We start from the raw sequence: 19,096 nt of genomic DNA, 5'->3' as shown, positions 1-19,096 counted from the left end.
ACGGTGTTATTTTTCACCGCAGGCCGATTTCAACACCTGCCGGCGCGACTTTCAAGCGCGCATTGGCGCCGTCAAACCCAGGGAAAGAGCATGGACACCGCCGATCTTGCGCTTGCGATCTTCCATCATCTGCTGGTGTTTTCGCTGGCGGGAATCATCGGCGCCGAATTCGTCCTGATCCGCGGCGATCTGGGTGCTGCGACGCTCAAGAGGCTCGCCGGCATCGACCGCCATTACGGCGTCATCGCCGCGCTGATCATCGTCGTCGGCATCGGCCGCGTCTTCTATGGCCTCAAGGGCTGGGAATTCTACGTCTACAACTGGGTGTTCTGGGCCAAGATAGCGGCGTTCGGCGCTGTCGGCCTGCTGTCGATCATCCCAACCGTCCGCTTCATATCCTGGAACAGGCAGGCGAGCGGCAATGCCTCGTTCCAGGTGCCGGCGGCCGAGCTTGCGTCCGTGAAGACCTACATCCGAGCCGAAGCTTTCATCTTCCTGCTCATCCCGGTCTTCGCGGCGGCGATGGCGCGCGGCTACGGCTACTAGGATAGGGCTGATCAGCAGTTTGCCGTTTGCCTCCGGTTGCAATCTGCTAGCTTGCGCTAGTTGTTGCTTCATCCGCAGGCGGTGCTGAGAGGGACCCCGCGCAGCGGTTGGAGATTGATACACTGGGAGGAGATCACGATGAGAAGATTTGTCGCCACTCTGGCTGCTGCCGCGGCCGTCACGCTTTATGGGTTCACTGCCGGCGCGCAGACCTATCCCGAACGCACCATCACCGTTGTGGTGCCGTTTGCGGCCGGCGGCCCGACCGACACGGTCACGCGCCTCGTCGCCGAAGCGATGTCGAAGGATCTCGGCCAGCAGGTCATCGTCGAAAATGTCGGCGGTGCCGGCGGCACGCTGGGTGCCGGCCGCGTCGCCAACGCCGAGCCTGACGGCTATACGCTGCTGCTCCATCATATCGGCATGGCGACAAGTGCGACACTGTACAGAAAGCTCGCCTACGACACGCTGAACGCCTTCGAATATGTCGGCCTCGTCACCGAGGTGCCGATGACCATCGTCGGCCGCAAGGACCTGGAGCCGACCGACCTCAAGGGGTTGGTGGAGTACGCCAAGGCCAACAAGGATTCCATAACCGTCGCCAATGCAGGCATCGGTGCGGCCTCGCATCTATGCGGCATGCTGTTCATGAGCGCCATCAAGACGCCGCTGGTCACCGTACCCTACAAGGGCACCGGCCCGGCCATGACCGATCTCCTCGGCGGCCAGGTCGACATCATGTGCGACCAGACGACCAACACCACCAAGCAGATTCAGGGCGGCACCATCAAGGCCTATGCCGTCACCTCGCCGGAGCGCCTTGATGTGCTGAAAGACGTGCCCACGACGGTGGAAGGCGGCCTTCCCGAAGTGCAGGTCGGCATCTGGCACGGTCTCTATGCACCCAAGGGCACGCCGGCCGGGATCACCGAACGCCTGTCGAAATCGCTGCAGGTCGCGCTGAAGGACCAGAACGTCGTCGCCCGCTTCGCCGAACTCGGCACCAAGCCGTCGCCCGAGGCCGATGCGACGCCCGCCGCACTGAAGGCCAAGCTGGAAAGCGAGATCGCGCGCTGGAAGCCGATCATCGAAGCCGCCGGCCAGTACGCCGACTGAGGTTTGAATAGGGGCGCCACCAGCGCCCCTATTCGCTTGGCATCCGCTACCCACTGCGGGCTTGGGAGAACCATCATGAAACCTTTCGCGATCGACAGGGCCAACGGCCTGTGCGCCGCCCTGTTCATCGGTTTCGGCGCATGGTTCGCGCTGCAATCGCTCGGCCTCGAAATCGGCACCGCGTTGCGCATGGGTCCAGGCTATTTTCCGCTGGTCCTGGCGATCGTGCTGATCCTGCTTGGCGCCGTCATTCTCGTCCAGGCCGTACGCGTCGAGGGCGAAGCGATCGGGCATATCGCGTGGCGCGGCATGCTGCTCATCCTGCCTGCTCCGATCTTCTTCGGCCTGACGGTGCGCGGCCTCGGCTTCATCCCGTCGATCTTCCTGACGGCGTTGATCGCGTCGTTTGCCAGCCGCCGCATGAAGCCGTTGACCGCGCTCGTGCTGTCGGCCGGCCTGACATTGTTTGCGTACCTCGTCTTCAGCTACGCGCTCGGCCTGCCGTTCCGCCGCTTCGGCCCGTGGCTGGCCCCATGGTTGGTGTCGTGAGGCGATGAGCATGGATCTGCTCGACAACCTCGCGCTCGGTTTTTCGACGGCGACGTCGCTGACCAACCTCGGTTTCTGCCTGATCGGCGTCCTTCTCGGCACGCTGATCGGCGTCCTGCCCGGCATCGGCGCCACCGCGACCATCGCCATGCTTTTGCCGATCACCTTCCAGATCGGCGACCCGGTTTCCTCCCTCATCATGCTCGCCGGCATCTATTACGGTGCCCAATATGGCGGCTCGACCACCGCCATTCTCATCAACATGCCGGGCGAATCCTCGTCCGCCGTCACCGCGATCGACGGCTACCAGATGGCCAGGAACGGCCGCGCCGGAGCGGCCCTCGCGATCGCGGCCATCGGCTCGTTCTTTGCCGGCACGGTGTCGACGTTCCTCGTCGCCATCTTTGCCCCGCCGCTGACGGCGATCGCGCTGAAATTCGGCGCGGCCGAGTATTTTTCGCTGATGATCGTCGGCTTGGTTTCGTCCGTCGCGCTCGCCCACGGCTCTATCGTCAAGGCGCTGGCCATGGTCGTGCTCGGCCTGCTGCTCGGCATTGTCGGCACCGACATCTACACCGGCACGCCGCGCTTCACGCTTGGAATCCGGGAATATGCCGACGGATTGAATTTCGTTGCGGTGGCGGTCGGCGTCTTTGGCGTCGCCGAGATCCTGCGCAACCTCGAAAACGAGGATGAGCGTTCCGTGATGATCCGCAAGGTCACCGGCCTTATGCCGACCCGTGAGGACTTTCGGCGCATGGCAGCGCCCATCGTGCGCGGAACAATCATCGGTTCGGCGCTCGGCATCCTGCCGGGAGGCGGCGCGATCCTGGCAGCTTTTGCGTCCTACACGGTCGAAAAACGCGTCTCGAAAAACCCGCAGGAGTTCGGCAAGGGCGCCATCGAAGGCGTCGCCGGACCGGAATCGGCCAACAATGCCGGTGCGCAGACCTCCTTCATCCCGATGCTGACGCTCGGCATTCCAGCCAACCCGGTCATGGCGCTGATGATCGGCGCCATGATCATCCAGGGCATCGTGCCCGGCCCCAATGTCGCGACCGAACAGCCGGCGCTGTTCTGGGGCATCATCGCCTCGATGTGGATCGGCAATCTGATGCTGATCATCCTCAACCTGCCGCTGATCGGGCTTTGGGTGAAGCTGCTGACGATCCCCTACTACGTGCTTTTCCCGATCATCATGGCGTTCTGCTCGATCGGCGTCTACAGCGTCAACAGCAACGTCTACGACCTCTACGCCGTCGCCTTCTTCGGCTTCCTCGGCTACCTCCTGACCAAGCTGCGCTGCGAACCGGCACCGCTGCTGCTCGGCTTCGTGCTCGGCCCGCTGCTCGAGGAAAACCTGCGCCGCGCCATGATCCTCTCGCGCGGCGACCCAAGCACCTTCGTGACGAGACCGATCAGCGCCGGCCTGCTGCTCATCGCGCTCGCCGTGCTCGTCATCGTCTTCCTGCCGGCGGTCAAGAAAAAGCGCGAAGAGGTGTTTGTGGAGGAGAGTTGAACTACGTCGTCGTTCCGCTTCGGTCCTGGATCTCTTCGACAGGATCGAGCGGTGCGATCGGCACCAGCGGTGCTGGCACATCGGTCGTCTTGACCTCGGCCTTGCAGATGTCGGCGATGACGCAGGCCGGGCAATCCGGCTTGCGCGCCTTGCAGACGTAGCGGCCATGCAGGATCAGCCAGTGATGTGCATGGCGCATATATTCGTCCGGAATGATCTTCAACAATCCCTGCTCGACCTGTTCCGGTGTCTTGCCGGGCGCCAGCCCGAGCCGGTTGCCTATGCGGAGAATGTGCGTGTCGACCGCCATCGTGTGCTGGCCGAAGGCCATGTTGAGCACGACATTGGCGGTCTTGCGCCCGACCCCGGGCAGCTTGACCAATTCATCGCGACTGTCGGGTACCTCGCCGCCATGGTCGCGGATCAGCGCCTGCGACAGCGCAATCACATTCTTCGCCTTGTTGCGCCACAGCCCGATGGTGCGGATATATTCGCCGACCCTTGCCTCCCCCAGCGCCAGCATCTTGTGCGGCGTATCGGCGGCCTTGAACAGCGCCCGCGTCGCCTTGTTGACGCCGGCATCCGTCGCTTGCGCCGACAGCACCACCGCGACCAGCAGCGTGAAGGCGTTGACATGTTCGAGCTCGCCCTTCGGCTCGGGCCGCTGGACGGAAAAGCGCCGGAATATCTCGTTCACTTCGGCCGGGCTGTAGCGTGACGCGCTTCGCACCGGCCGCGGACGCGGCTTGGCGTTCGACCCATCGCTTCGTGCGGGCAACAGCTCTTTTTTGGACAGGGAAGAATCTTTGGACTTGGGGCTTGCCATTTCCCTCCTATAATATCCCCTCATGAGCGACACAAACGCCTCGTTTCAGGCCGACGAGCCATTCTTTCAGGCGCTACTCACCCCGCACCGGTCTCTGGGCCGGACAGGATTCTTCGTCCTGATCGGTGCGCTGCTGTTCGGCTGGCTTGTGACAGGCGCGTTTTTCCTGTCGCGCGGCGCCTGGCCGGTGTTCGGCTTCTTCGGCCTCGACGTGGCCGCCGTCTACATCGCCTTTCGCATCAACTATCGTGCCGCTCGTGCCCGCGAAGAAGTCTCGGTCTCGCGCACCAGCCTCGACATCCGCAAGACAGCCCCCTCGGGGAAATCGGAAGCGCATCGCTTCAATCCGTTCTGGGCGCGGTTTTCGGTGGCCCGTCACGCCGAGATCGGCATCACAGGGATGACGGTGGAAGGCCAAGGGCAGAACGTGCCGATCGGATCCTTCCTGGACCCCGATTCCCGCGAGAGTTTTGCCACCGCCTTTTCGCGGGCGCTGGCGACCGCCAAGGCACGCTGAGCCAGCCACGAGCGACTCCAGGGCTCGAATCCTGTGTCCATCTGGGATGCGCCGCAAGAAAGCAAGTTTCGGGTGGCGATCGACGCCCCGAGGGGCGATATTCCGGCTCAAGGAGACAGTTCCATGAGCACACACACCGCGGTCCTCAAAAAGGACATCACGCCTGAAGGCAGCGACTACGAAATCGTGCGCCGTGCCATCGAGAAGATCAGTCTCGACTATCGTGATCAGCCTTCCCTTGAAGAACTGGCCGAGGAGGTCGGCGAGACGCCAACCGGCTTGCAAAAACTCTTCACCCGCTGGGCCGGCCTGTCGCCCAAGGCCTTCCTGCAGGCGGTGACACTGGACCATGCGCGCAGGCTGCTCGATTCCGGCATGCCGCTGCTCGAGACCTCGTTTGAACTGGGCATGTCCGGCCCGGGCCGGCTGCATGACCTGTTCGTCACGCATGAGGCGATGTCGCCGGGCGACTACAAGACACGCGGCGCCGGGCTCATCATCCGCTACGGCTTCCATTCCTCGCCGTTCGGCACCGCCCTGATCATGGCCACCGAGCGCGGACTCGCCGGCCTCGCCTTCAGCGACCCCGGCGAGGAACGCGCCGCCTTCGCCGACATGTCCAGCCGCTGGCCGAACGCCATTTATGTCGAGGACATGATTGCTACCGGCCCCTATGCCGCCCGTATCTTCGACCCGGCGCTGTGGCGCCCCGACCAGCCGCTGCATGTCGTCATGATCGGCACCGACTTCCAGGTTCGCGTCTGGGAGGCGCTGCTCAAGATCCCGATGGGTAAGGCCCGCACCTATTCCTCGATTGCGGCCAGCATCGGCGCACCGTCCGCCAGCCGTGCGGTCGGTGCGGCCAACGGCGCCAATCCGCTCTCTTTCGTGGTGCCTTGTCACCGCGCCATCGGTAAATCAGGCGACCTCACCGGCTATCACTGGGGCCTGACCCGCAAGCGCGCCATTCTGGGCTGGGAAGCCGGACAGGTATCATAATATCGATTTTTTTCGATATTAGGAAGAAAACCATGGGTATGTCGGCGTTATTAAGTATAAGCGCGATTTCCACTGTGGTTTTCGCCTTTGCAACCGAGGACAACCTCCGGTTCCTGTAATTGTTATTTCGAGCCTTTATTTTAGGTAACTCTAAATTAACCACGATAAAGTGATGATACCCCATGTTAATCCGGACGATCCGGCTTGATAGGAGGTCCCGATGACGTTGTTTCGCGCCGTCTGCGGCGCAGCTCTGCTGGTTGCCAGCATCGACGAGGCCGCGCTGGCCACGACGCAGAATGTCATATTCAATGGTACGATCGCGCCCACCTGCACACTTGTCGTTGCCACCAACGGCACGATGACGGCCAGCCCCGATCTCCAGTCCCTCAGTTCGCACAACAGCGGCGGCTCGGCTGGAACCGTGACGCTGACGACGACCGGAGGTGTGTCGCTGAGTGTCGACCCGGTCACCACCATGACGGTGCCATCGGCAGACAGCACGTCGACGACCTGGACGCCCACCTACTCAGCCGCCGGCGCGCATGCCATCGGTGAGACCGGCTCGGCAAGCAGCATCACCACCCCCGGCGCCGACCTCGTTTCGGTCCACCTCGCCGGCACCAAGGGCGGCAGCAATCGCTTCGCCAACGGCAATTATCAGGCAACGGTAACGCTGCGCTGCGAATGACGCGAGCGAAGGAGGGGGTCGTGAAACATGCTCGAATCCTGGCGACGGCACTGGCCGTCGGATTGGCGCCCATTGCCGCCAAGGCCCAGTCGATGTCGCCGATGCGTGGCGAGATCAACAGCTTCACCGACGTCTTCGCGGTTCGCGTCTTCCCCGCCAATCCCTACGACCGGAAGATCCGGGTCGAAATCCATGTCTACGATCAGGATTTTCAGCCGGTAGATGCCAGAATCTCTCCAGATATATTCCAGCTGGCTTCCCAGGCCTCCCGTTCTGTCCTTGTGGTTGTGCCTTTTGACGGCGCTGCCGAGCGTAAAGTGCGTATCTGTACCGAAAGCATCCCCTTTCCCAATCAACAGACGCAGATAAGGGCACAGATATGCGGAAAGTTTTTTGGGCGCCGCAAGTCCTGACACTGGCGCTCGCGGCTGCTTGGGCGGGTGCGTCGCCGGCCGGGGCCGAGGACGTCTATAACCTTAACCAGAATGAGAGCGGCTTCAACCTGCCCGGCGTCACCTTGCCCCAGGGCCAGGACGAGGTCCATGCCGCGGACGGTACCACTTGCCGTTCCGCCGTCTCCGGTTCCGGCGCTTATGTCGATCTCGGCGTTATCAGAGGCAACAGCCAGTCGGACAACAGCGTTGCCACCTATGGTCGGGTGGTGATCCCGATCGGGCGCACGCCGAAGCGCGTCGATTGCAGCCGTCTCTATGAGCTTGAGGTCGAGCGCCTGCAGTTGGAACTGAAGCTCCTCAAAATGGGCCTCGGCGCCGACGGCCAGACGGCGAGCGTGGCTGCCAGCACTTCTACGGCCGCGTCACCGGGGTGGGCCAACGAAGGCTGGAGCATCAGGACCGGAAGTGGTGATGGCAAGAAAAAGAAGAAGCAGTAGTCGCGCGCTGCTTGCGATGGCAGCACTTGCCGGTTCCTGCCTTCCGGTGCAGGCGGCGATCATCGGCACCTGCACCATCATGGTCGGGGCGTCCGGAACGATGAAGGCCAATCCCGCCATCAGCATACTGGGCTCCAAACAGGCAGGCGGATCGAGCGCCAGCGCCACCGTGGTGGCAAGCTCCCTGTTGTGCTCGATACTTAATTTGCTTGACTGCTATTCGGTTTCGGCGCCGGCGCCTGCCGCATTCTCGTCCGCGCCGAGCGGCGGCGGCACCAACGTGACCTTCGCTTCGGTCTTCCGCCTCGATGGCTCGGGGGCCGATGTCAACGGAAGTGTGCCGCAGAGGGTTGCCAACGGCACCCACACGATGCAGGTCGACCTCACCGCCACCAGGTCGAGCGGTATCTTTCCCGCCGGCAACTATCAGGGCACGGTCACCCTGCGCTGCGAATAAGGCCACGACACCCCAAATCGGGCTGGACCATGCGCGTGGTCTGGCAAGCCGCGGCCTTACAGGTTAGCTTCCGCGCAATCGGAACGACCTGGGTTCGCTTGGACGCACAAGGATGCTCCGACATTTGAATTTGCGTTGCCAGGAGGCCTTGCTTGATTATCGTCATCGGTTCGATCAACCTCGACCTTATTGCCAAGGTCGACCGCTTGCCTAGCCCCGGCGAGACGGTAGGCGGCTCGGCCTTCACCACCGCGCCCGGGGGCAAGGGCGCCAACCAGGCGCTGGCCGCCGCACGCGCCGGCGCCTCGGTGCGCATGGTCGGCGCCGTCGGCAGGGACAGCTTCGCCGCCGAGGCACTGGCATTGCTGCGCGACGGCAAGGTCGACCTGTCCGGCGTTGCCGAGACTCACGCCTCGACCGGCACGGCACTGATCATGGTCGCCGACGACGGCGAGAACATCATCGCCGTGGTGCCGGGCGCCAACGCTTCCGTAGTGCCCGGCGATCTCTCCAAGGCCTTTCTGAAAAAAGGCGACGTCGTGCTGCTGCAAAATGAGATTCCGCTGGCCACCGTCGATGCCGCCCTCGACCAGGCAAGGGCGGCCAGCGCCATCACCGTGCTCAACACCGCCCCTTTCCAGGGGCAGGCAGCCGGCTTTCTCGACAAGGCCGACTATGTCGTCGCCAACGAAACCGAGTTCGACCTCTATGGCGAAGCGCTGTCGCTGCAAGGCCGCGACCGGGCGGCCCGCATGCGCGACTTTGCCGGAAAGACCGGCCGCACCGTCGTCGTCACGCTCGGCGGCGACGGCGTGATGGCGGCGACACCGAGTGATTTCCTCACCGTTACGGCACGCAAGATCACCCCTGTCGACACGGTCGGGGCCGGCGATACGTTCTGCGGCTATTTCGCCGCCAGCCTGTCGTCGGGCCTCACGCTCGAACAGGCGCTGGCGCGCGCCGGCGCGGCCGGCTCGCTGGCCTGCCTGAAGCCTGGCGCCCAACCGGCGATCCCGCTCGCCAAAGACGTCGATCAGGCGCTGCAGGAAACCCGTTAAAATGCTGCGCCCTCAAACGAAACATGCCGTGCCGCCGGCAGGCGACATCTGCCGCCTGTCCGCGGTCGAACTCGCCGGCGCGATCCGGGAGAGAGAGCTTTCCGTGCGCGAGGTGGTGGCGGCATTCCTCGACCGCATCGAGGCGGTCAATCCGCTGGTCAACGCCATCGTCTCCTTGCGCGATCGCGCCGATATCCTGCGCGAAGCCGATGCGGCCAATGCCAGCCCAGCACGAGCCAAAACCGGCCCGCTCTTCGGCCTCCCCATCGCCATCAAGGATCTCGCCTCGACCACGGGCCTCAAGACCTCCTTCGGCTCGCCGATCTTCGCCGATTTCGTGCCGCAGGAAGACGATTTCTTCGTCGAGCGCATCCGCAATGCCGGCGCCATCATCATCGGCAAAACCAACGTCCCCGAATTCGGGCTTGGTTCCAACACCTACAACGCCGTGTTCGGGCCGACGCTGAACGCCTTCGATCCGGCCCTGACCGCCGGCGGCTCGAGCGGCGGCGCGGCGGTGGCCCTGGCGCTCGACATGGTGCCCGTCGCCGATGGCAGCGACTTCGGCGGCTCGCTGCGCAACCCGGCCGCCTGGAACAATGTTTTTGGCTTCCGCCCGTCGCAAGGACTTGTTCCCGGCGGACCCGATTTTGAAGTCTTCCATGCGCAGATGGGCGTCGACGGACCGATGGGCCGCAACGTCCGTGACATGGCACTGCTGCTCGATGTGCAGGCCGGTTACCACCCGCACGCGCCATTGTCCTACGAGAAACCCGGCTCGTTCCTCGAAGGGCTTGGAATACCGGCAACTGGTGGCCGCATCGCCTGGCTCGGTGACCTCCGCGGTCATCTGCCGGTTGAAACAGGCATTCTCGGCCTGTGCGAGGCGGCACTTGGCCGCTTTGCGGAAGCGTCCTTCACGACCGAACCCCTGCTGCCGGATTTCGATTTCGAAGCGCTGTGGCAGGCCTTCGTGACGCTGCGCCAGGCCAGCAGCGGCTGTGCGCTCAAAACCCACTATGACGATCCCGCGAAGCGCGGTCTGCTCAAGCCGGAAGCCATCTGGGAAGTGGAGAACGCAATGCGGCTGACGGCGCCGCAGATCCGCGCCGCCTCCGTGACCCGTACATCGTGGCATCGCATGCTGCTGTCGATCTTCGACCGCTATGACCTGATTGCGCTGCCGACGGCGCAGGTCTTCCCCTTCGACATGGGCACACATTGGCCCCGTGAGGTCGCCGGACGCGCAATGGACAGCTATCACCGCTGGATGCAGGTTTCCGCCTTCGCGACCTTGGGCGGCTGCCCGGCAGTCAACGTGCCGGTCGGCTTCGACGACAAGGGTAGGCCGATGGGCATGCAACTGATCGGGCGGCCACGCGGCGACCTCGCCGTGCTGAAGGCGGCGGCCGCCTATGAGGCAACGCTGCCCTGGCCGGCCGGCGCCTGAATCGGGCGGACTGGCGTGTCGCAGGGCGCCGCGTAACGGCTTGCACCGGCTGCGCTGCTATGCATGATTATCATCGGTTGCGCCGCATCGGCGGCATTCTTGGGGAAAAACCATGTCGCTGGAACTCTACGCCGCTTATGTGCTCGCTTGCGTCGTCATCATCCTGGTGCCGGGCCCGACGGTCACGCTGATCATCGCCAACAGCATTCGCCATGGTTCCCGCGCCGGCCTCGCCAATGTCGCCGGCACGCAGGCCGGGCTTGCCGTGATGATCGCCATCGTCGGCATCGGCCTCAACACGCTGATCGCAGGCATGGGCCACTGGTTCGAATGGGTCAGGCTGATCGGCGCCGCCTATCTGATCTGGATGGGCGTGCAGATGTTCCGTTCCAAGGGCACGCTGAATGCCGATGGAACGGCGAGAAAGCCGCGCGGCGGCTTCTTCCTGCAGGGCCTGCTGGTGGCGCTCAGCAATCCCAAGACGCTGATTTTCTTCGGCGCCTTCTTTCCGCAGTTCATTTCGCCGCAAGGCAACTACTCGCTGCAGATCGCCGTCATGGGCCTCACCGCCATGATCTTCGCCGCCTTCTCGGATTCGACCTATGCGCTGGCCGCCGGCCGCGCCGGGCGCCTGTTGTCGGCCGGGCGCATAAAACTTCTGTCGAGGATCAGCGGCAGCTTCATGGTCGGCGGCGGCCTTTGGCTGGCGTTTTCAAAGGCGAAGTAAGGTGTGCCTCTTCCCTCGCCCCGTTTATGGGGAGAGCGTGGTCGCGAAGCGATCGGGTGAGGGGCAACGCCGGGTCTGCAGACAAAATATTAACGTTTGTGCCGCCCCTCATCCGCCTGCCGGCACCTTCTCCCCGTGAACGGGGAGAAGGAAGAACCTACAGCCNCCCCTCATCCGCCTGCCGGCACCTTCTCCCCGTGAACGGGGAGAAGGAAGAACCTACAGCCGCCCCAGCCTCTCCACCAGCAACGCGAAAAAGCCGTCATGGTCGATGTCGCGCATCACCATGGCGTTCTTCGGCCGTTTGGTGACGCCCCACCAGTCGATCACGGTCATGCCCATGGTGAGCTCGGAGGCCGTTTCCACGCTGACGTTGCAGTTGCGGCCCTTGAACAGGTCCGGCTTCAACAGATAGGCGATGACGCAAGGGTCGTGCAGCGGGCCGCCGTCGGTGCCGTATTTCTCCTCGTCAAAGCGCTCGAAGAACTCCAGCATCTCGGCGGTGGCGGTGCCGACCTTGGTGCCGAGCGTGCGGAAGGTTTGCGTGCGCTTGGCAGTGGTCAGCGCCTTATGGGTGACATCGAGGGGCATCATCACGATCGGGATGCCGGATTTGAGCACGACATCGGCGGCCTGCGGATCGACGTAGATGTTGAATTCGGCGGTCGGGGTGACGTTGCCGCCTTCGAAGAAGCCGCCGCCCATCAGCACGATTTCCTTGATGCGTGGTGCGATGCGCGGCTCGCGGATCAGCGCCAGCGCAATGTTGGTGAGCGGGCCGAGCGCGCAAAGCGTGATCGTGCCGCTTTCTTCGCTCATCAGCGTCTGGACGATGAAATCGACCGCGTACTGGTCCTGCAGCTTCATCGTCGGTTCGGGCAGTTGCGGTCCGTTGAGACCGGTCTTGCCATGCACTTCCTCGGCGGTGACCAATTCGCGCATCAGGGGCCGGATGGCGCCGGCATAGACCTTGATGTCCGGACGGCCAGCCAACTCGCAGATCTTGCGGGCATTCTTTTCGGTAAGCTTCAGCGGCACGTTTCCGGCAACGGCTGATATGCCGACGATCTCCAGTTCGGAGCTGCCGAGCGCCAGCAATATGGCGACGGCATCATCCTGACCGGGATCCGTGTCGATGATGATCTTGCGTGACTGGGGCATTTCAATTCCTTGTTTGGCGAGGTCGTGGGCTTGAACCGATCCGATCGAAGCATCCAAATGACGCCGAAGCGGCCGCGAGCTGCCACGCCGAACCGCTCGACCGGGGAAGACAATCCCCGACCTGCGCGCTTCTCCTTGCATCTGCTCGCCGTTTCAAGCGCCATGTCGGTCATTCCTGTGAGTCCACGCCTGGTCTTTTTGGGCGGGTCTGTTGACGGCTTGAACTTGGTCGCGGGGCGGACCATATCAAGGCCATCGGGAAAAATGCCATCTGGGTTTTTCCACTTTATGTCGCTCTTGAGAGGACAGTGTAACATGAGCCGAATGACGCCCTTTTCCAGCCCGCTTCTCCTTGGTTTCGACGCCATGGAAAAGACCCTGGAACGCTTGGCGAAATCCGGCGACAGCTACCCTCCCTACAACATCGAACGCCTCAGCGGCGCCGACGGCAAGACCGAAAGGTTGCGCATTACATTGGCGGTCGCCGGTTTCGCCGAAAGCGATCTCGATGTCACCACGGAGGAAAACCAGCTGGTCGTGCGCGGCCGTCAGACCGACGACACCGAGCGCGAATTTCTTCATCGCGGCATCGCCGCGCGCCAGTTCCAGCGCTGTTTCGTGCTGGCCGACGGCATGCGGGTGATCGCGGCGGAGTTGAAGAACGGTCTTTTGTCGATCGACCTCGATCGGCCGGAGTCCGAACGGCTGGTACGGAAAATAAACATATCGGTGAAAGACTGATCGTTACCACTGCATCGGCCGGAAAATCGGCACCGATTTTTCGAAAGCACGATGCAGCAAATTGAATGGCTCTCATGCGGGATGGCCTTGAGCGGCGTCCTCGCGCCAAGGAGGCTTTGAAATGACCAGAACTGAAAACATCACCATGACCAATGGCGAATTCGCTCATCTCGGCGAAGGCTCGGTCGCTTATCTCAGAAAGGTCTCGAGCGACGAATTGCTCGGCCGTTTCCCCAATCTCGGCGAAATCGCCCCCGGCATGGAACTGTGGGCGCTGTTTGCCGCCAATGGTCAGCCGATCCTGCTTTCCGATGCGCGTGACCGCGCTCTGGCCGGCGCCATGGAAAACGACCTGACCACCGTCGCCATTCACTGACAGCGATTCCGGCTGAAACGGAAAAGGGCCGCCCATGGCGGCCCTGTGGCGATATCATTCTCGAAATTCAGGCCGCGTGCGAAGCCTGGGTGTCCGACAAAAGCGCGTGGATAGCGGCGGCGTCGCGCGTACCCCTGATCTTGGCCACCGTGTCGGCATCGCGCAGCACCCGCGCGATGCGCGACAGTGCCTTGAGGTGGTCGGCGCCCGCCCCTTCCGGCGCCAATAGCAGAAACACGAGATCGACGGGCTGATCATCCAGCGATTCGAAATCGACAGGCGTCTCCAGCCGGGCGAAAACACCTGCGATGCGCTTCACGCCGGCCAGCTTGCCGTGCGGAATGGCGATGCCGTTGCCGACGCCGGTCGAACCCAGCCGCTCACGCTGCAGGATGGTGTCGAACACCTCCCGCTCCGGAATGCCGGAAATCGCCGCTGCCCGTTCGGACAGCAATTGCAGCAGCTGCTTCTTGGAGTTCGCCTTCAACGCCGGCAGTATCGCCGGAACGTTGATAAGATCGCTCAGATCCATGCTTGAAAATCCCTTGTTCGCCTGCCGTCACCAGTCCCCACCCCTCGTGCGGCCGGCTCTTATCCCAGTGCGACCGTGGTCGTCACGTCCGTGCGACCTTTGTCGTCACGCTTGCGCGACCTTGGTCGTCGACGGGTCGATCCAGCCGATATTTCCATCGGGTCGGCGATAGACGATGTTGAGATGGTCGGTTCCCGCATTGCGGAAGACAAAGACCGGGCTGTCCTTGGTGTCGAGCTCGATGACCGCCGACGCCACCGACATGGTCTTCAGCGTCATGGTTGATTCGGCGACGATGGCCGGCGCGAAATTCTCCGGAATGTCCTCGTCGTCATCGGCAAGCGGCGCCATCACCGTGTAGGCTATGTCGGTCGGCTGGCCGTTGGCGGCGCCCGAATTGTGCGATTTCAGCCGGCGCTTGTAGCGCCTCAGGCGGGTTTCCAGACGGTCCGCCGCCGCCTCGAAGGCAAGCGTCGGATCCTGGGCATCGCCGGTGGCCTGCAGCGAAGCGCCGGAATCCAGCCGGATCATGCAGTCCGCCGAATAGCGCGAGCCCGATTTGATGACCGTGACATGTCCGGCAAAGCCGCGATCGAAATATTTGCCGATCGCTTCGCCGACGCGATCATTGATGCGTGTCCGAAACGCATCGCCGATGTCCATGTGTTTTCCCGATATGCGCAGATTCATCTGAAAACTGACCTTCCTTGCTCAGGCTTCAAACTGGCCAGAGTTTATACTCGTGATCCGTGCGCACAAGCTTTGCGGCGTCACTTGCGCCGATTTTAAATCCAAACTTTCCGGTTGATCACAAGCCGCCCTTTGACCGTCCCGAGGCCAACGTCGTGACGGACCATCCGCATGCGGGCATCTAGCCCGTCTCATGCGGGCGGGCTTCTAGCCACTTCACCGCGGCTTGTCAATGAAGTGCCGGCCTGTGGAAAATCGACCCGCTCAGCGCCCGGCGCTGGCCATCGCCCGTTTCTCGCGTCGGCGCTGCACCGAAGAGGGGATATTCATGCCTTCCCGGTACTTGGCGACCGTACGCCTTGCAATGTCGACGCCACTTTCACGCAACATGTCGACGATTGCGTCGTCGGAAAGCACGTCGACGGGTTTTTCCTCGTCGATCAACTGCTTGATGCGGTCACGCACGGCTTCCGAGGAATGCGCATCGCCGCCGCCCGAGGCGGCGATCGAGGCGGTGAAGAAATACCGGAGCTCGAACACGCCGCGCGGCGTCAGCATGTATTTGTTGGCTGTGACCCGGCTGACCGTCGATTCGTGCATGCCGATGGCGTCGGCCACCGTGCGCAGATTGAGCGGCTTCAGCTGCCGCACGCCATGGACGAGGAAGGCATCCTGCTGGCGAACGATTTCCGAGGCGACCTTGAGGATGGTCTTTGCCCGCTGGTCGAGGCTGCGCGTCAGCCAGTTGGCGTTCTGCAGGCATTCGGCCAGAAAATCCTTTTCCGCCTGGTTCTTGGCCTGCGGTGAGACCTGGGCGAAATAGATATGGTCGACCAAAACCCGCGGCAGCGTTTCGGCATTGAGTTCGACCGTCCAGCTGCCGTCATTGGCCGCGCGCACCTCGACATCGGCGACGATCGCGTCGCTGGCGCCGCCCGAAAACGCCATGCCCGGCCGGGGATCGAGCGCCCGGATCTCCGCCAGCATGTCGAGCAGATCCTCCTCGTCGACACCGCAGATCCGTTTCAATGCGTGAAAATCACGCCGTGCCAGGAGTTCGAGATTGGCGACCAGCGCCTTCATCGCCGGATCGAGCCGGTTGCGCACCGCAAGTTGCAGCGACAGGCATTCGGCTAGGTCGCGGGCAAACAGGCCGGCCGGCTCGAAGGTCTGACACACCGCCAGCACCTTCGCCACGGCAGCGGCATCCGCACCGAGACGAGCGGCGATCTCGGCCAGGTCGGCACGCAGATAGCCGGTCTCGTCAAGGCCGTCGGCGAGTTCGGCGGCGATCAGCCGTGCAGCCGGATCGGCGAAGGCTAGCGCCACCTGTTCACCGACATGGTCGCGCAGCGTGATCGTCGCGGCCGCCATATCGCCCGCATCAAACCACTCGGATGAGGAACCCGCGCCATTGCCCGAAGCCGACTTCCATTGTGCCGTCAGGTCGGGACCGAGCCGCTCGCTGGTGCCCGGGTCGTCGGGAAACAGGTTTTCCAGCGACGTGTCGAGCTTGTCCGAGATCGCCTCGGCGCTCCACTGCGTCTCGTTTTCGAACCAGTCGCCTTCGGCGGTGGCTTGCGGCTCCGCCTCGATCTTCTGCGCCTGGTCGCTGGCGGCATCGTCCTGCGGCTCGGCGCGTTCCAGCAGCGGGTTGCGCTCGATTTCCTCGTCGATGAAATGCTCAAGCTCGACATGGGTGAACTGCAGCAGCCGAATCGACTGCATCAGCTGCGGCGTCATCACCAGCGACTGCGATTGTCGTAGCTGTAGTTTGGCCGCCAACGCCATGGTTCGGTTTCAAACGCCTCGTCTACGCATCCCGACTTCCGGGCAAGAATTTTGCAGCCGGCCATAAAAACTGGCCCGGCTTTTGCTTGTCAAGGCAATTGGTAGCAAAACGCGCTTACCGGAGCGTTATCCCGGAGCAAAATCGAGAAAAAAGCGCCGCGCGAACCGCAAAAATCGTGTCAGGAAACAAATTTCACGCTCAGAGCAATTCCAGGAAAAGTGTGAAACGGTTTTCCCGGAAAAGCGCATAGCGCTTTCCCTTGGGAATTGCGTCAAGACGAAAAGACGGAGCGGATTGGCGTTTTCCGCGAAACGACGAACCGTTCAGAGCGTAAAACCCTCGCCGAGGTAAAGTCGCCGCACATCCGGGTTTGCCACCACTTCGTCGGCCCTGCCATGGGTCAGCACCTGGCCGGCATGGATGATGTAGGCGCGGTCGATCAGGCCGAGCGTTTCGCGCACATTATGATCTGTGATGAGGACGCCGATGCCGCGCGCTGTCAGGTGGCGCACCAGTTGCTGGATATCGGCGACAGCGATCGGATCGATGCCGGCGAAAGGCTCGTCGAGCAGCATGTAGGCCGGACGCGTCGCCAGCGCTCGCGCGATTTCCAGGCGTCGCCGCTCGCCGCCCGAAAGCGACATGGATGGCGCCTTGCGCAGATGGCTGATGTGGAATTCCTCGAGCAGTTCGTCGAGATTGCGCTCGCGCACCTTGCGGTCCTTTTCGACCACTTCCAGCACCGCGCGGATATTCTGCTCGACATTGAGCCCACGGAAAATCGACGCTTCCTGCGGCAGATAGCCGATGCCGAGGCGTGCGCGACGGTACATCGGCATCGACGTGACGTCGAAGCCGTCGATCTCGATCGTGCCTTCATCCACCGGCACGAGGCCGGTAACCATGTAGAAACAGGTCGTCTTGCCGGCGCCGTTGGGGCCGAGCAGTCCAACGGCCTCGCCGGCGCGCACGCCGATGGTGACGCCGCTGACGACCTTGCGGCCCTTGTAGCTCTTGGTCAGCCCCTTGGCGATCAGGGTTCCCTTGAACTTTCCCGCATCGACGGTCACCGTGGCCGGCGCCGAAAGCTTGCCGGCGGCCCGTCCCGGAAGACGCGCCGTCAACGACGACAGGCTGGCCATCAGGGGTTCGTCGCTCCCGATTTCGGCGGCGGCGTGATCGACATCTGGACGCGTTGCCCAGCACATGGATCCACCTGAGCCAGTCCGCTTTTCATCTGCACCGTAAGCTTGCAGCCCACCAGAACATTGTCGTTTTGCGACAGAACGACCTTTTTGCCCGAAAGCACCAGCACCTGGCTCTTCATATCGAAGCTGCCTTGATCGCCGGTCGCGACCTGCGCATCCGACTTGATGTAAACCTTGTCGGAGATCTCCAGGTGATCGATGTTGGCCGAGCCCGTCATCGCCGCACCCGCGGCCTCCGTGCCCTTGGCAGCGGCGTTGGGGTCCTTGACGTAGTAGACCGTCATCTTGCCGGCCTTCATCAATGTCGGCCCCTGGACGACGCTGACATTGCCCGTGAAGATGGCGACACTGTCGGCCTGGCGGACTTCCAGCTTGTCGCTCTCGATCTGGATCGGCTTGTCGCCGGACAGTTTGAGGCCTGATTGACTGGTCGTCTGCGCCCATGACGGCACGAGTCCGAGCAGCAGCAACGCTGAAGTTGCAGCCGCGAGCCGCGTCGAACTACTGAGCCGCATTGGTTTCTCCGCTGTTTCCCTGTGCCGCCTTCAAGGCGGCGGAATCGATGTTGACGCGCACTTTGTTCTCGAAAACCAGAACCTTGCCATTGTCCTGGACCGACATCGTATCCGCCGTGATCCGTGACCCGCCACGGCTGACATCGACGGGATCTCCCGTCTTCATAGTGCCTTTGCCCATGTCGAGGAAGACCGATTTGAACTTGGCCTGCATGCCGTCGGTCGTGGTGATCGTCACGTCGCTGGTCAGGTTCATCGTATTGCCGTCGCGATCGTAGGTGCCGTGCGAGGCCTTGACCGCCGCCACATTGTCGGGCGCGATCGGCACCTTGGCGTCGATGCCTTCCAGCTCGATGATACCTTGCGTGCTGACATCCTGAATGGCACGCAACGCCGTCATCGAATAAGGCTGCTTCTGCTTGGTGAAACCGTTGAGCTTGGGATTGGCCATCACCAGCTTGCCGTTGGAAAAGGCAGTGCCTTCCGCCTGAACCTTCACGGCGACGGGTGCGGCGAGATAGGAATAGACCGGGAAAGCGACCGCTATCAGTGCCGCGGCCACTGGCACGGCAAATTTGAGAACGCGCACGCGGCGCGAATGACGCTGTGCACGGTCGAAAGCATCGCCGCGCGTCCGGCCGTCCGCCGGGGGAGCCAACACCGCCTCGGCGTTGGTTGGTTCAATAGGTCGCCCTAACATTCACTGCTTTCTTCTAACCCTGCCCGCCCTTGAG

The 19,096-nt window shown here is 62.8% G+C and carries 23 protein-coding genes; 15 read left to right on the top strand and 8 right to left on the bottom strand.

Annotated elements, in window-relative coordinates; genetic code table 11:
• Positions 1-90: 90 nt before the first annotated feature.
• The 4 genes from X735_RS144715 to X735_RS144730 all read left to right on the top strand — a co-directional run bounded on the left by X735_RS144715 (position 91) and on the right by X735_RS144730 (position 3,730).
• Positions 91-546, top strand: coding sequence for a DUF2214 family protein (locus X735_RS144715; protein WP_023812553.1), 456 nt, complete (start codon positions 91-93; stop codon positions 544-546).
• A 138-nt stretch (positions 547-684) separates the two neighbouring features.
• Positions 685-1,662: a tripartite tricarboxylate transporter substrate-binding protein gene (locus tag X735_RS144720; protein WP_023812552.1), complete on the top strand. Its 978-nt coding sequence runs from the start codon at positions 685-687 to the stop codon at positions 1,660-1,662.
• Between the two features lie 75 nt (positions 1,663-1,737).
• The gene (locus X735_RS144725; protein WP_023812551.1) at positions 1,738-2,211 is read left to right on the top strand and encodes a tripartite tricarboxylate transporter TctB family protein; all 474 of its coding nucleotides are present in this window, start codon (positions 1,738-1,740) and stop codon (positions 2,209-2,211) included.
• 10 nt (positions 2,212-2,221) lie between these two features.
• Positions 2,222-3,730 carry a tripartite tricarboxylate transporter permease gene (locus X735_RS144730; RefSeq protein WP_023812550.1) on the top strand — a complete coding sequence of 503 codons (1,509 nt, stop codon included), beginning with the start codon at positions 2,222-2,224 and terminating at the stop codon, positions 3,728-3,730.
• 1 nt (position 3,731) lies between these two features.
• On the opposite strand, the gene nth is transcribed toward X735_RS144730, so the two are convergent.
• Positions 3,732-4,556: an endonuclease III gene (gene nth / locus X735_RS144735; RefSeq protein ID WP_023812549.1), complete on the bottom strand. Its 825-nt coding sequence runs from the start codon at positions 4,554-4,556 to the stop codon at positions 3,732-3,734.
• A gap of 22 nt (positions 4,557-4,578) precedes the next feature.
• On the opposite strand from nth, the gene X735_RS144740 reads away from it, so the two are divergent.
• The 9 genes from X735_RS144740 to X735_RS144780 all read left to right on the top strand — a co-directional run bounded on the left by X735_RS144740 (position 4,579) and on the right by X735_RS144780 (position 11,347).
• Complete coding sequence (locus X735_RS144740) at positions 4,579-5,073, top strand: DUF2244 domain-containing protein (protein ID WP_023812548.1); 495 nt, start codon at positions 4,579-4,581, stop codon at positions 5,071-5,073.
• 123 nt (positions 5,074-5,196) lie between these two features.
• Positions 5,197-6,072: a bifunctional helix-turn-helix domain-containing protein/methylated-DNA--[protein]-cysteine S-methyltransferase gene (locus tag X735_RS144745; protein ID WP_023812547.1), complete on the top strand. Its 876-nt coding sequence runs from the start codon at positions 5,197-5,199 to the stop codon at positions 6,070-6,072.
• A 220-nt stretch (positions 6,073-6,292) separates the two neighbouring features.
• Positions 6,293-6,763 carry a hypothetical protein gene (locus X735_RS144750; RefSeq protein WP_023812546.1) on the top strand — a complete coding sequence of 157 codons (471 nt, stop codon included), beginning with the start codon at positions 6,293-6,295 and terminating at the stop codon, positions 6,761-6,763.
• 20 nt (positions 6,764-6,783) lie between these two features.
• Complete coding sequence (locus X735_RS144755; protein WP_023812545.1) at positions 6,784-7,176, top strand: hypothetical protein; 393 nt, start codon at positions 6,784-6,786, stop codon at positions 7,174-7,176.
• Positions 7,143-7,655 carry a hypothetical protein gene (locus tag X735_RS144760; RefSeq protein WP_023812544.1) on the top strand — a complete coding sequence of 171 codons (513 nt, stop codon included), beginning with the start codon at positions 7,143-7,145 and terminating at the stop codon, positions 7,653-7,655. Before X735_RS144755 ends, X735_RS144760 begins: the two co-directional genes overlap by 34 nt.
• Positions 7,630-8,112 carry a hypothetical protein gene (locus X735_RS144765; RefSeq protein WP_023812543.1) on the top strand — a complete coding sequence of 161 codons (483 nt, stop codon included), beginning with the start codon at positions 7,630-7,632 and terminating at the stop codon, positions 8,110-8,112. Before X735_RS144760 ends, X735_RS144765 begins: the two co-directional genes overlap by 26 nt.
• Before the next feature lie 152 nt (positions 8,113-8,264).
• Entirely contained in the window at positions 8,265-9,170 is a 906-nt protein-coding gene (locus X735_RS144770; protein ID WP_023812542.1) for a ribokinase, read from the top strand.
• Between the two features lies 1 nt (position 9,171).
• Positions 9,172-10,620 (top strand): amidase, encoded by a 1,449-nt coding sequence (locus X735_RS144775; RefSeq protein WP_023812541.1) that lies wholly within the window; start codon positions 9,172-9,174, stop codon positions 10,618-10,620.
• A gap of 112 nt (positions 10,621-10,732) precedes the next feature.
• Complete coding sequence (locus X735_RS144780; RefSeq protein ID WP_023812540.1) at positions 10,733-11,347, top strand: LysE family translocator; 615 nt, start codon at positions 10,733-10,735, stop codon at positions 11,345-11,347.
• A gap of 219 nt (positions 11,348-11,566) precedes the next feature.
• On the opposite strand, the gene X735_RS144785 is transcribed toward X735_RS144780, so the two are convergent.
• Positions 11,567-12,508: a nucleoside hydrolase gene (locus X735_RS144785; protein WP_023812539.1), complete on the bottom strand. Its 942-nt coding sequence runs from the start codon at positions 12,506-12,508 to the stop codon at positions 11,567-11,569.
• A gap of 315 nt (positions 12,509-12,823) precedes the next feature.
• Between X735_RS144785 and X735_RS144790 the strand changes: the two genes are divergently transcribed.
• Both X735_RS144790 and X735_RS144795 read left to right on the top strand, forming a co-directional pair.
• Positions 12,824-13,249 (top strand): Hsp20 family protein, encoded by a 426-nt coding sequence (locus tag X735_RS144790; protein WP_023760739.1) that lies wholly within the window; start codon positions 12,824-12,826, stop codon positions 13,247-13,249.
• Between the two features lie 121 nt (positions 13,250-13,370).
• Positions 13,371-13,625, top strand: coding sequence for a DUF1150 family protein (locus X735_RS144795; RefSeq protein ID WP_023760740.1), 255 nt, complete (start codon positions 13,371-13,373; stop codon positions 13,623-13,625).
• Positions 13,626-13,692: 67 nt separating this feature from the next.
• On the opposite strand, the gene ptsN is transcribed toward X735_RS144795, so the two are convergent.
• The 6 genes from ptsN to lptC all read right to left on the bottom strand — a co-directional run bounded on the left by ptsN (position 13,693) and on the right by lptC (position 19,062).
• A complete protein-coding gene (gene ptsN, locus X735_RS144800; RefSeq protein ID WP_013529589.1) occupies positions 13,693-14,157 on the bottom strand; it encodes a PTS IIA-like nitrogen regulatory protein PtsN in 465 nt (154 codons plus the stop codon).
• A 105-nt stretch (positions 14,158-14,262) separates the two neighbouring features.
• A complete protein-coding gene (gene raiA, locus X735_RS144805; protein ID WP_013529588.1) occupies positions 14,263-14,847 on the bottom strand; it encodes a ribosome-associated translation inhibitor RaiA in 585 nt (194 codons plus the stop codon).
• Between the two features lie 264 nt (positions 14,848-15,111).
• Complete coding sequence (gene rpoN, locus X735_RS144810; RefSeq protein WP_023812538.1) at positions 15,112-16,638, bottom strand: RNA polymerase factor sigma-54; 1,527 nt, start codon at positions 16,636-16,638, stop codon at positions 15,112-15,114.
• Positions 16,639-16,962: 324 nt separating this feature from the next.
• Complete coding sequence (gene lptB / locus X735_RS144815) at positions 16,963-17,781, bottom strand: LPS export ABC transporter ATP-binding protein (RefSeq protein WP_013529586.1); 819 nt, start codon at positions 17,779-17,781, stop codon at positions 16,963-16,965.
• Positions 17,781-18,362 carry an LptA/OstA family protein gene (locus X735_RS144820; protein ID WP_023812537.1) on the bottom strand — a complete coding sequence of 194 codons (582 nt, stop codon included), beginning with the start codon at positions 18,360-18,362 and terminating at the stop codon, positions 17,781-17,783. Before X735_RS144820 ends, lptB begins: the two co-directional genes overlap by 1 nt.
• Positions 18,349-19,062 (bottom strand): LPS export ABC transporter periplasmic protein LptC, encoded by a 714-nt coding sequence (gene lptC / locus X735_RS144825; RefSeq protein WP_023812536.1) that lies wholly within the window; start codon positions 19,060-19,062, stop codon positions 18,349-18,351. The genes X735_RS144820 and lptC overlap by 14 nt, the downstream gene beginning before the upstream one ends.
• Positions 19,063-19,096 lie beyond the last annotated feature (34 nt).

Source organism: Mesorhizobium sp. L2C084A000 (assembly GCF_000502875.1).
Taxonomy (GTDB): Bacteria; Pseudomonadota; Alphaproteobacteria; order Rhizobiales; family Rhizobiaceae; genus Mesorhizobium.
The sequence above is the reverse complement of the archived record's forward strand: the minus strand, read 5'-3'. Positions and strand labels throughout refer to the sequence as shown.

Coding starts and splice junctions, on each gene's coding strand:
- X735_RS144715 (WP_023812553.1), top strand. CDS start 91: ATGGACACCGCCGATCTTGCGCTTGCGATCTTCCATCATCTGCTGGTG.
- X735_RS144720 (WP_023812552.1), top strand. CDS start 685: ATGAGAAGATTTGTCGCCACTCTGGCTGCTGCCGCGGCCGTCACGCTT.
- X735_RS144725 (WP_023812551.1), top strand. CDS start 1,738: ATGAAACCTTTCGCGATCGACAGGGCCAACGGCCTGTGCGCCGCCCTG.
- X735_RS144730 (WP_023812550.1), top strand. CDS start 2,222: ATGGATCTGCTCGACAACCTCGCGCTCGGTTTTTCGACGGCGACGTCG.
- nth (WP_023812549.1), bottom strand. CDS start 4,556: ATGGCAAGCCCCAAGTCCAAAGATTCTTCCCTGTCCAAAAAAGAGCTG.
- X735_RS144740 (WP_023812548.1), top strand. CDS start 4,579: ATGAGCGACACAAACGCCTCGTTTCAGGCCGACGAGCCATTCTTTCAG.
- X735_RS144745 (WP_023812547.1), top strand. CDS start 5,197: ATGAGCACACACACCGCGGTCCTCAAAAAGGACATCACGCCTGAAGGC.
- X735_RS144750 (WP_023812546.1), top strand. CDS start 6,293: ATGACGTTGTTTCGCGCCGTCTGCGGCGCAGCTCTGCTGGTTGCCAGC.
- X735_RS144760 (WP_023812544.1), top strand. CDS start 7,143: ATGCGGAAAGTTTTTTGGGCGCCGCAAGTCCTGACACTGGCGCTCGCG.
- X735_RS144765 (WP_023812543.1), top strand. CDS start 7,630: ATGGCAAGAAAAAGAAGAAGCAGTAGTCGCGCGCTGCTTGCGATGGCA.
- X735_RS144775 (WP_023812541.1), top strand. CDS start 9,172: ATGCTGCGCCCTCAAACGAAACATGCCGTGCCGCCGGCAGGCGACATC.
- X735_RS144780 (WP_023812540.1), top strand. CDS start 10,733: ATGTCGCTGGAACTCTACGCCGCTTATGTGCTCGCTTGCGTCGTCATC.
- X735_RS144785 (WP_023812539.1), bottom strand. CDS start 12,508: ATGCCCCAGTCACGCAAGATCATCATCGACACGGATCCCGGTCAGGAT.
- X735_RS144790 (WP_023760739.1), top strand. CDS start 12,824: ATGAGCCGAATGACGCCCTTTTCCAGCCCGCTTCTCCTTGGTTTCGAC.
- X735_RS144795 (WP_023760740.1), top strand. CDS start 13,371: ATGACCAGAACTGAAAACATCACCATGACCAATGGCGAATTCGCTCAT.
- ptsN (WP_013529589.1), bottom strand. CDS start 14,157: ATGGATCTGAGCGATCTTATCAACGTTCCGGCGATACTGCCGGCGTTG.
- raiA (WP_013529588.1), bottom strand. CDS start 14,847: ATGAATCTGCGCATATCGGGAAAACACATGGACATCGGCGATGCGTTT.
- rpoN (WP_023812538.1), bottom strand. CDS start 16,638: ATGGCGTTGGCGGCCAAACTACAGCTACGACAATCGCAGTCGCTGGTG.
- lptB (WP_013529586.1), bottom strand. CDS start 17,781: ATGGCCAGCCTGTCGTCGTTGACGGCGCGTCTTCCGGGACGGGCCGCC.
- X735_RS144820 (WP_023812537.1), bottom strand. CDS start 18,362: ATGCGGCTCAGTAGTTCGACGCGGCTCGCGGCTGCAACTTCAGCGTTG.
- lptC (WP_023812536.1), bottom strand. CDS start 19,062: ATGTTAGGGCGACCTATTGAACCAACCAACGCCGAGGCGGTGTTGGCT.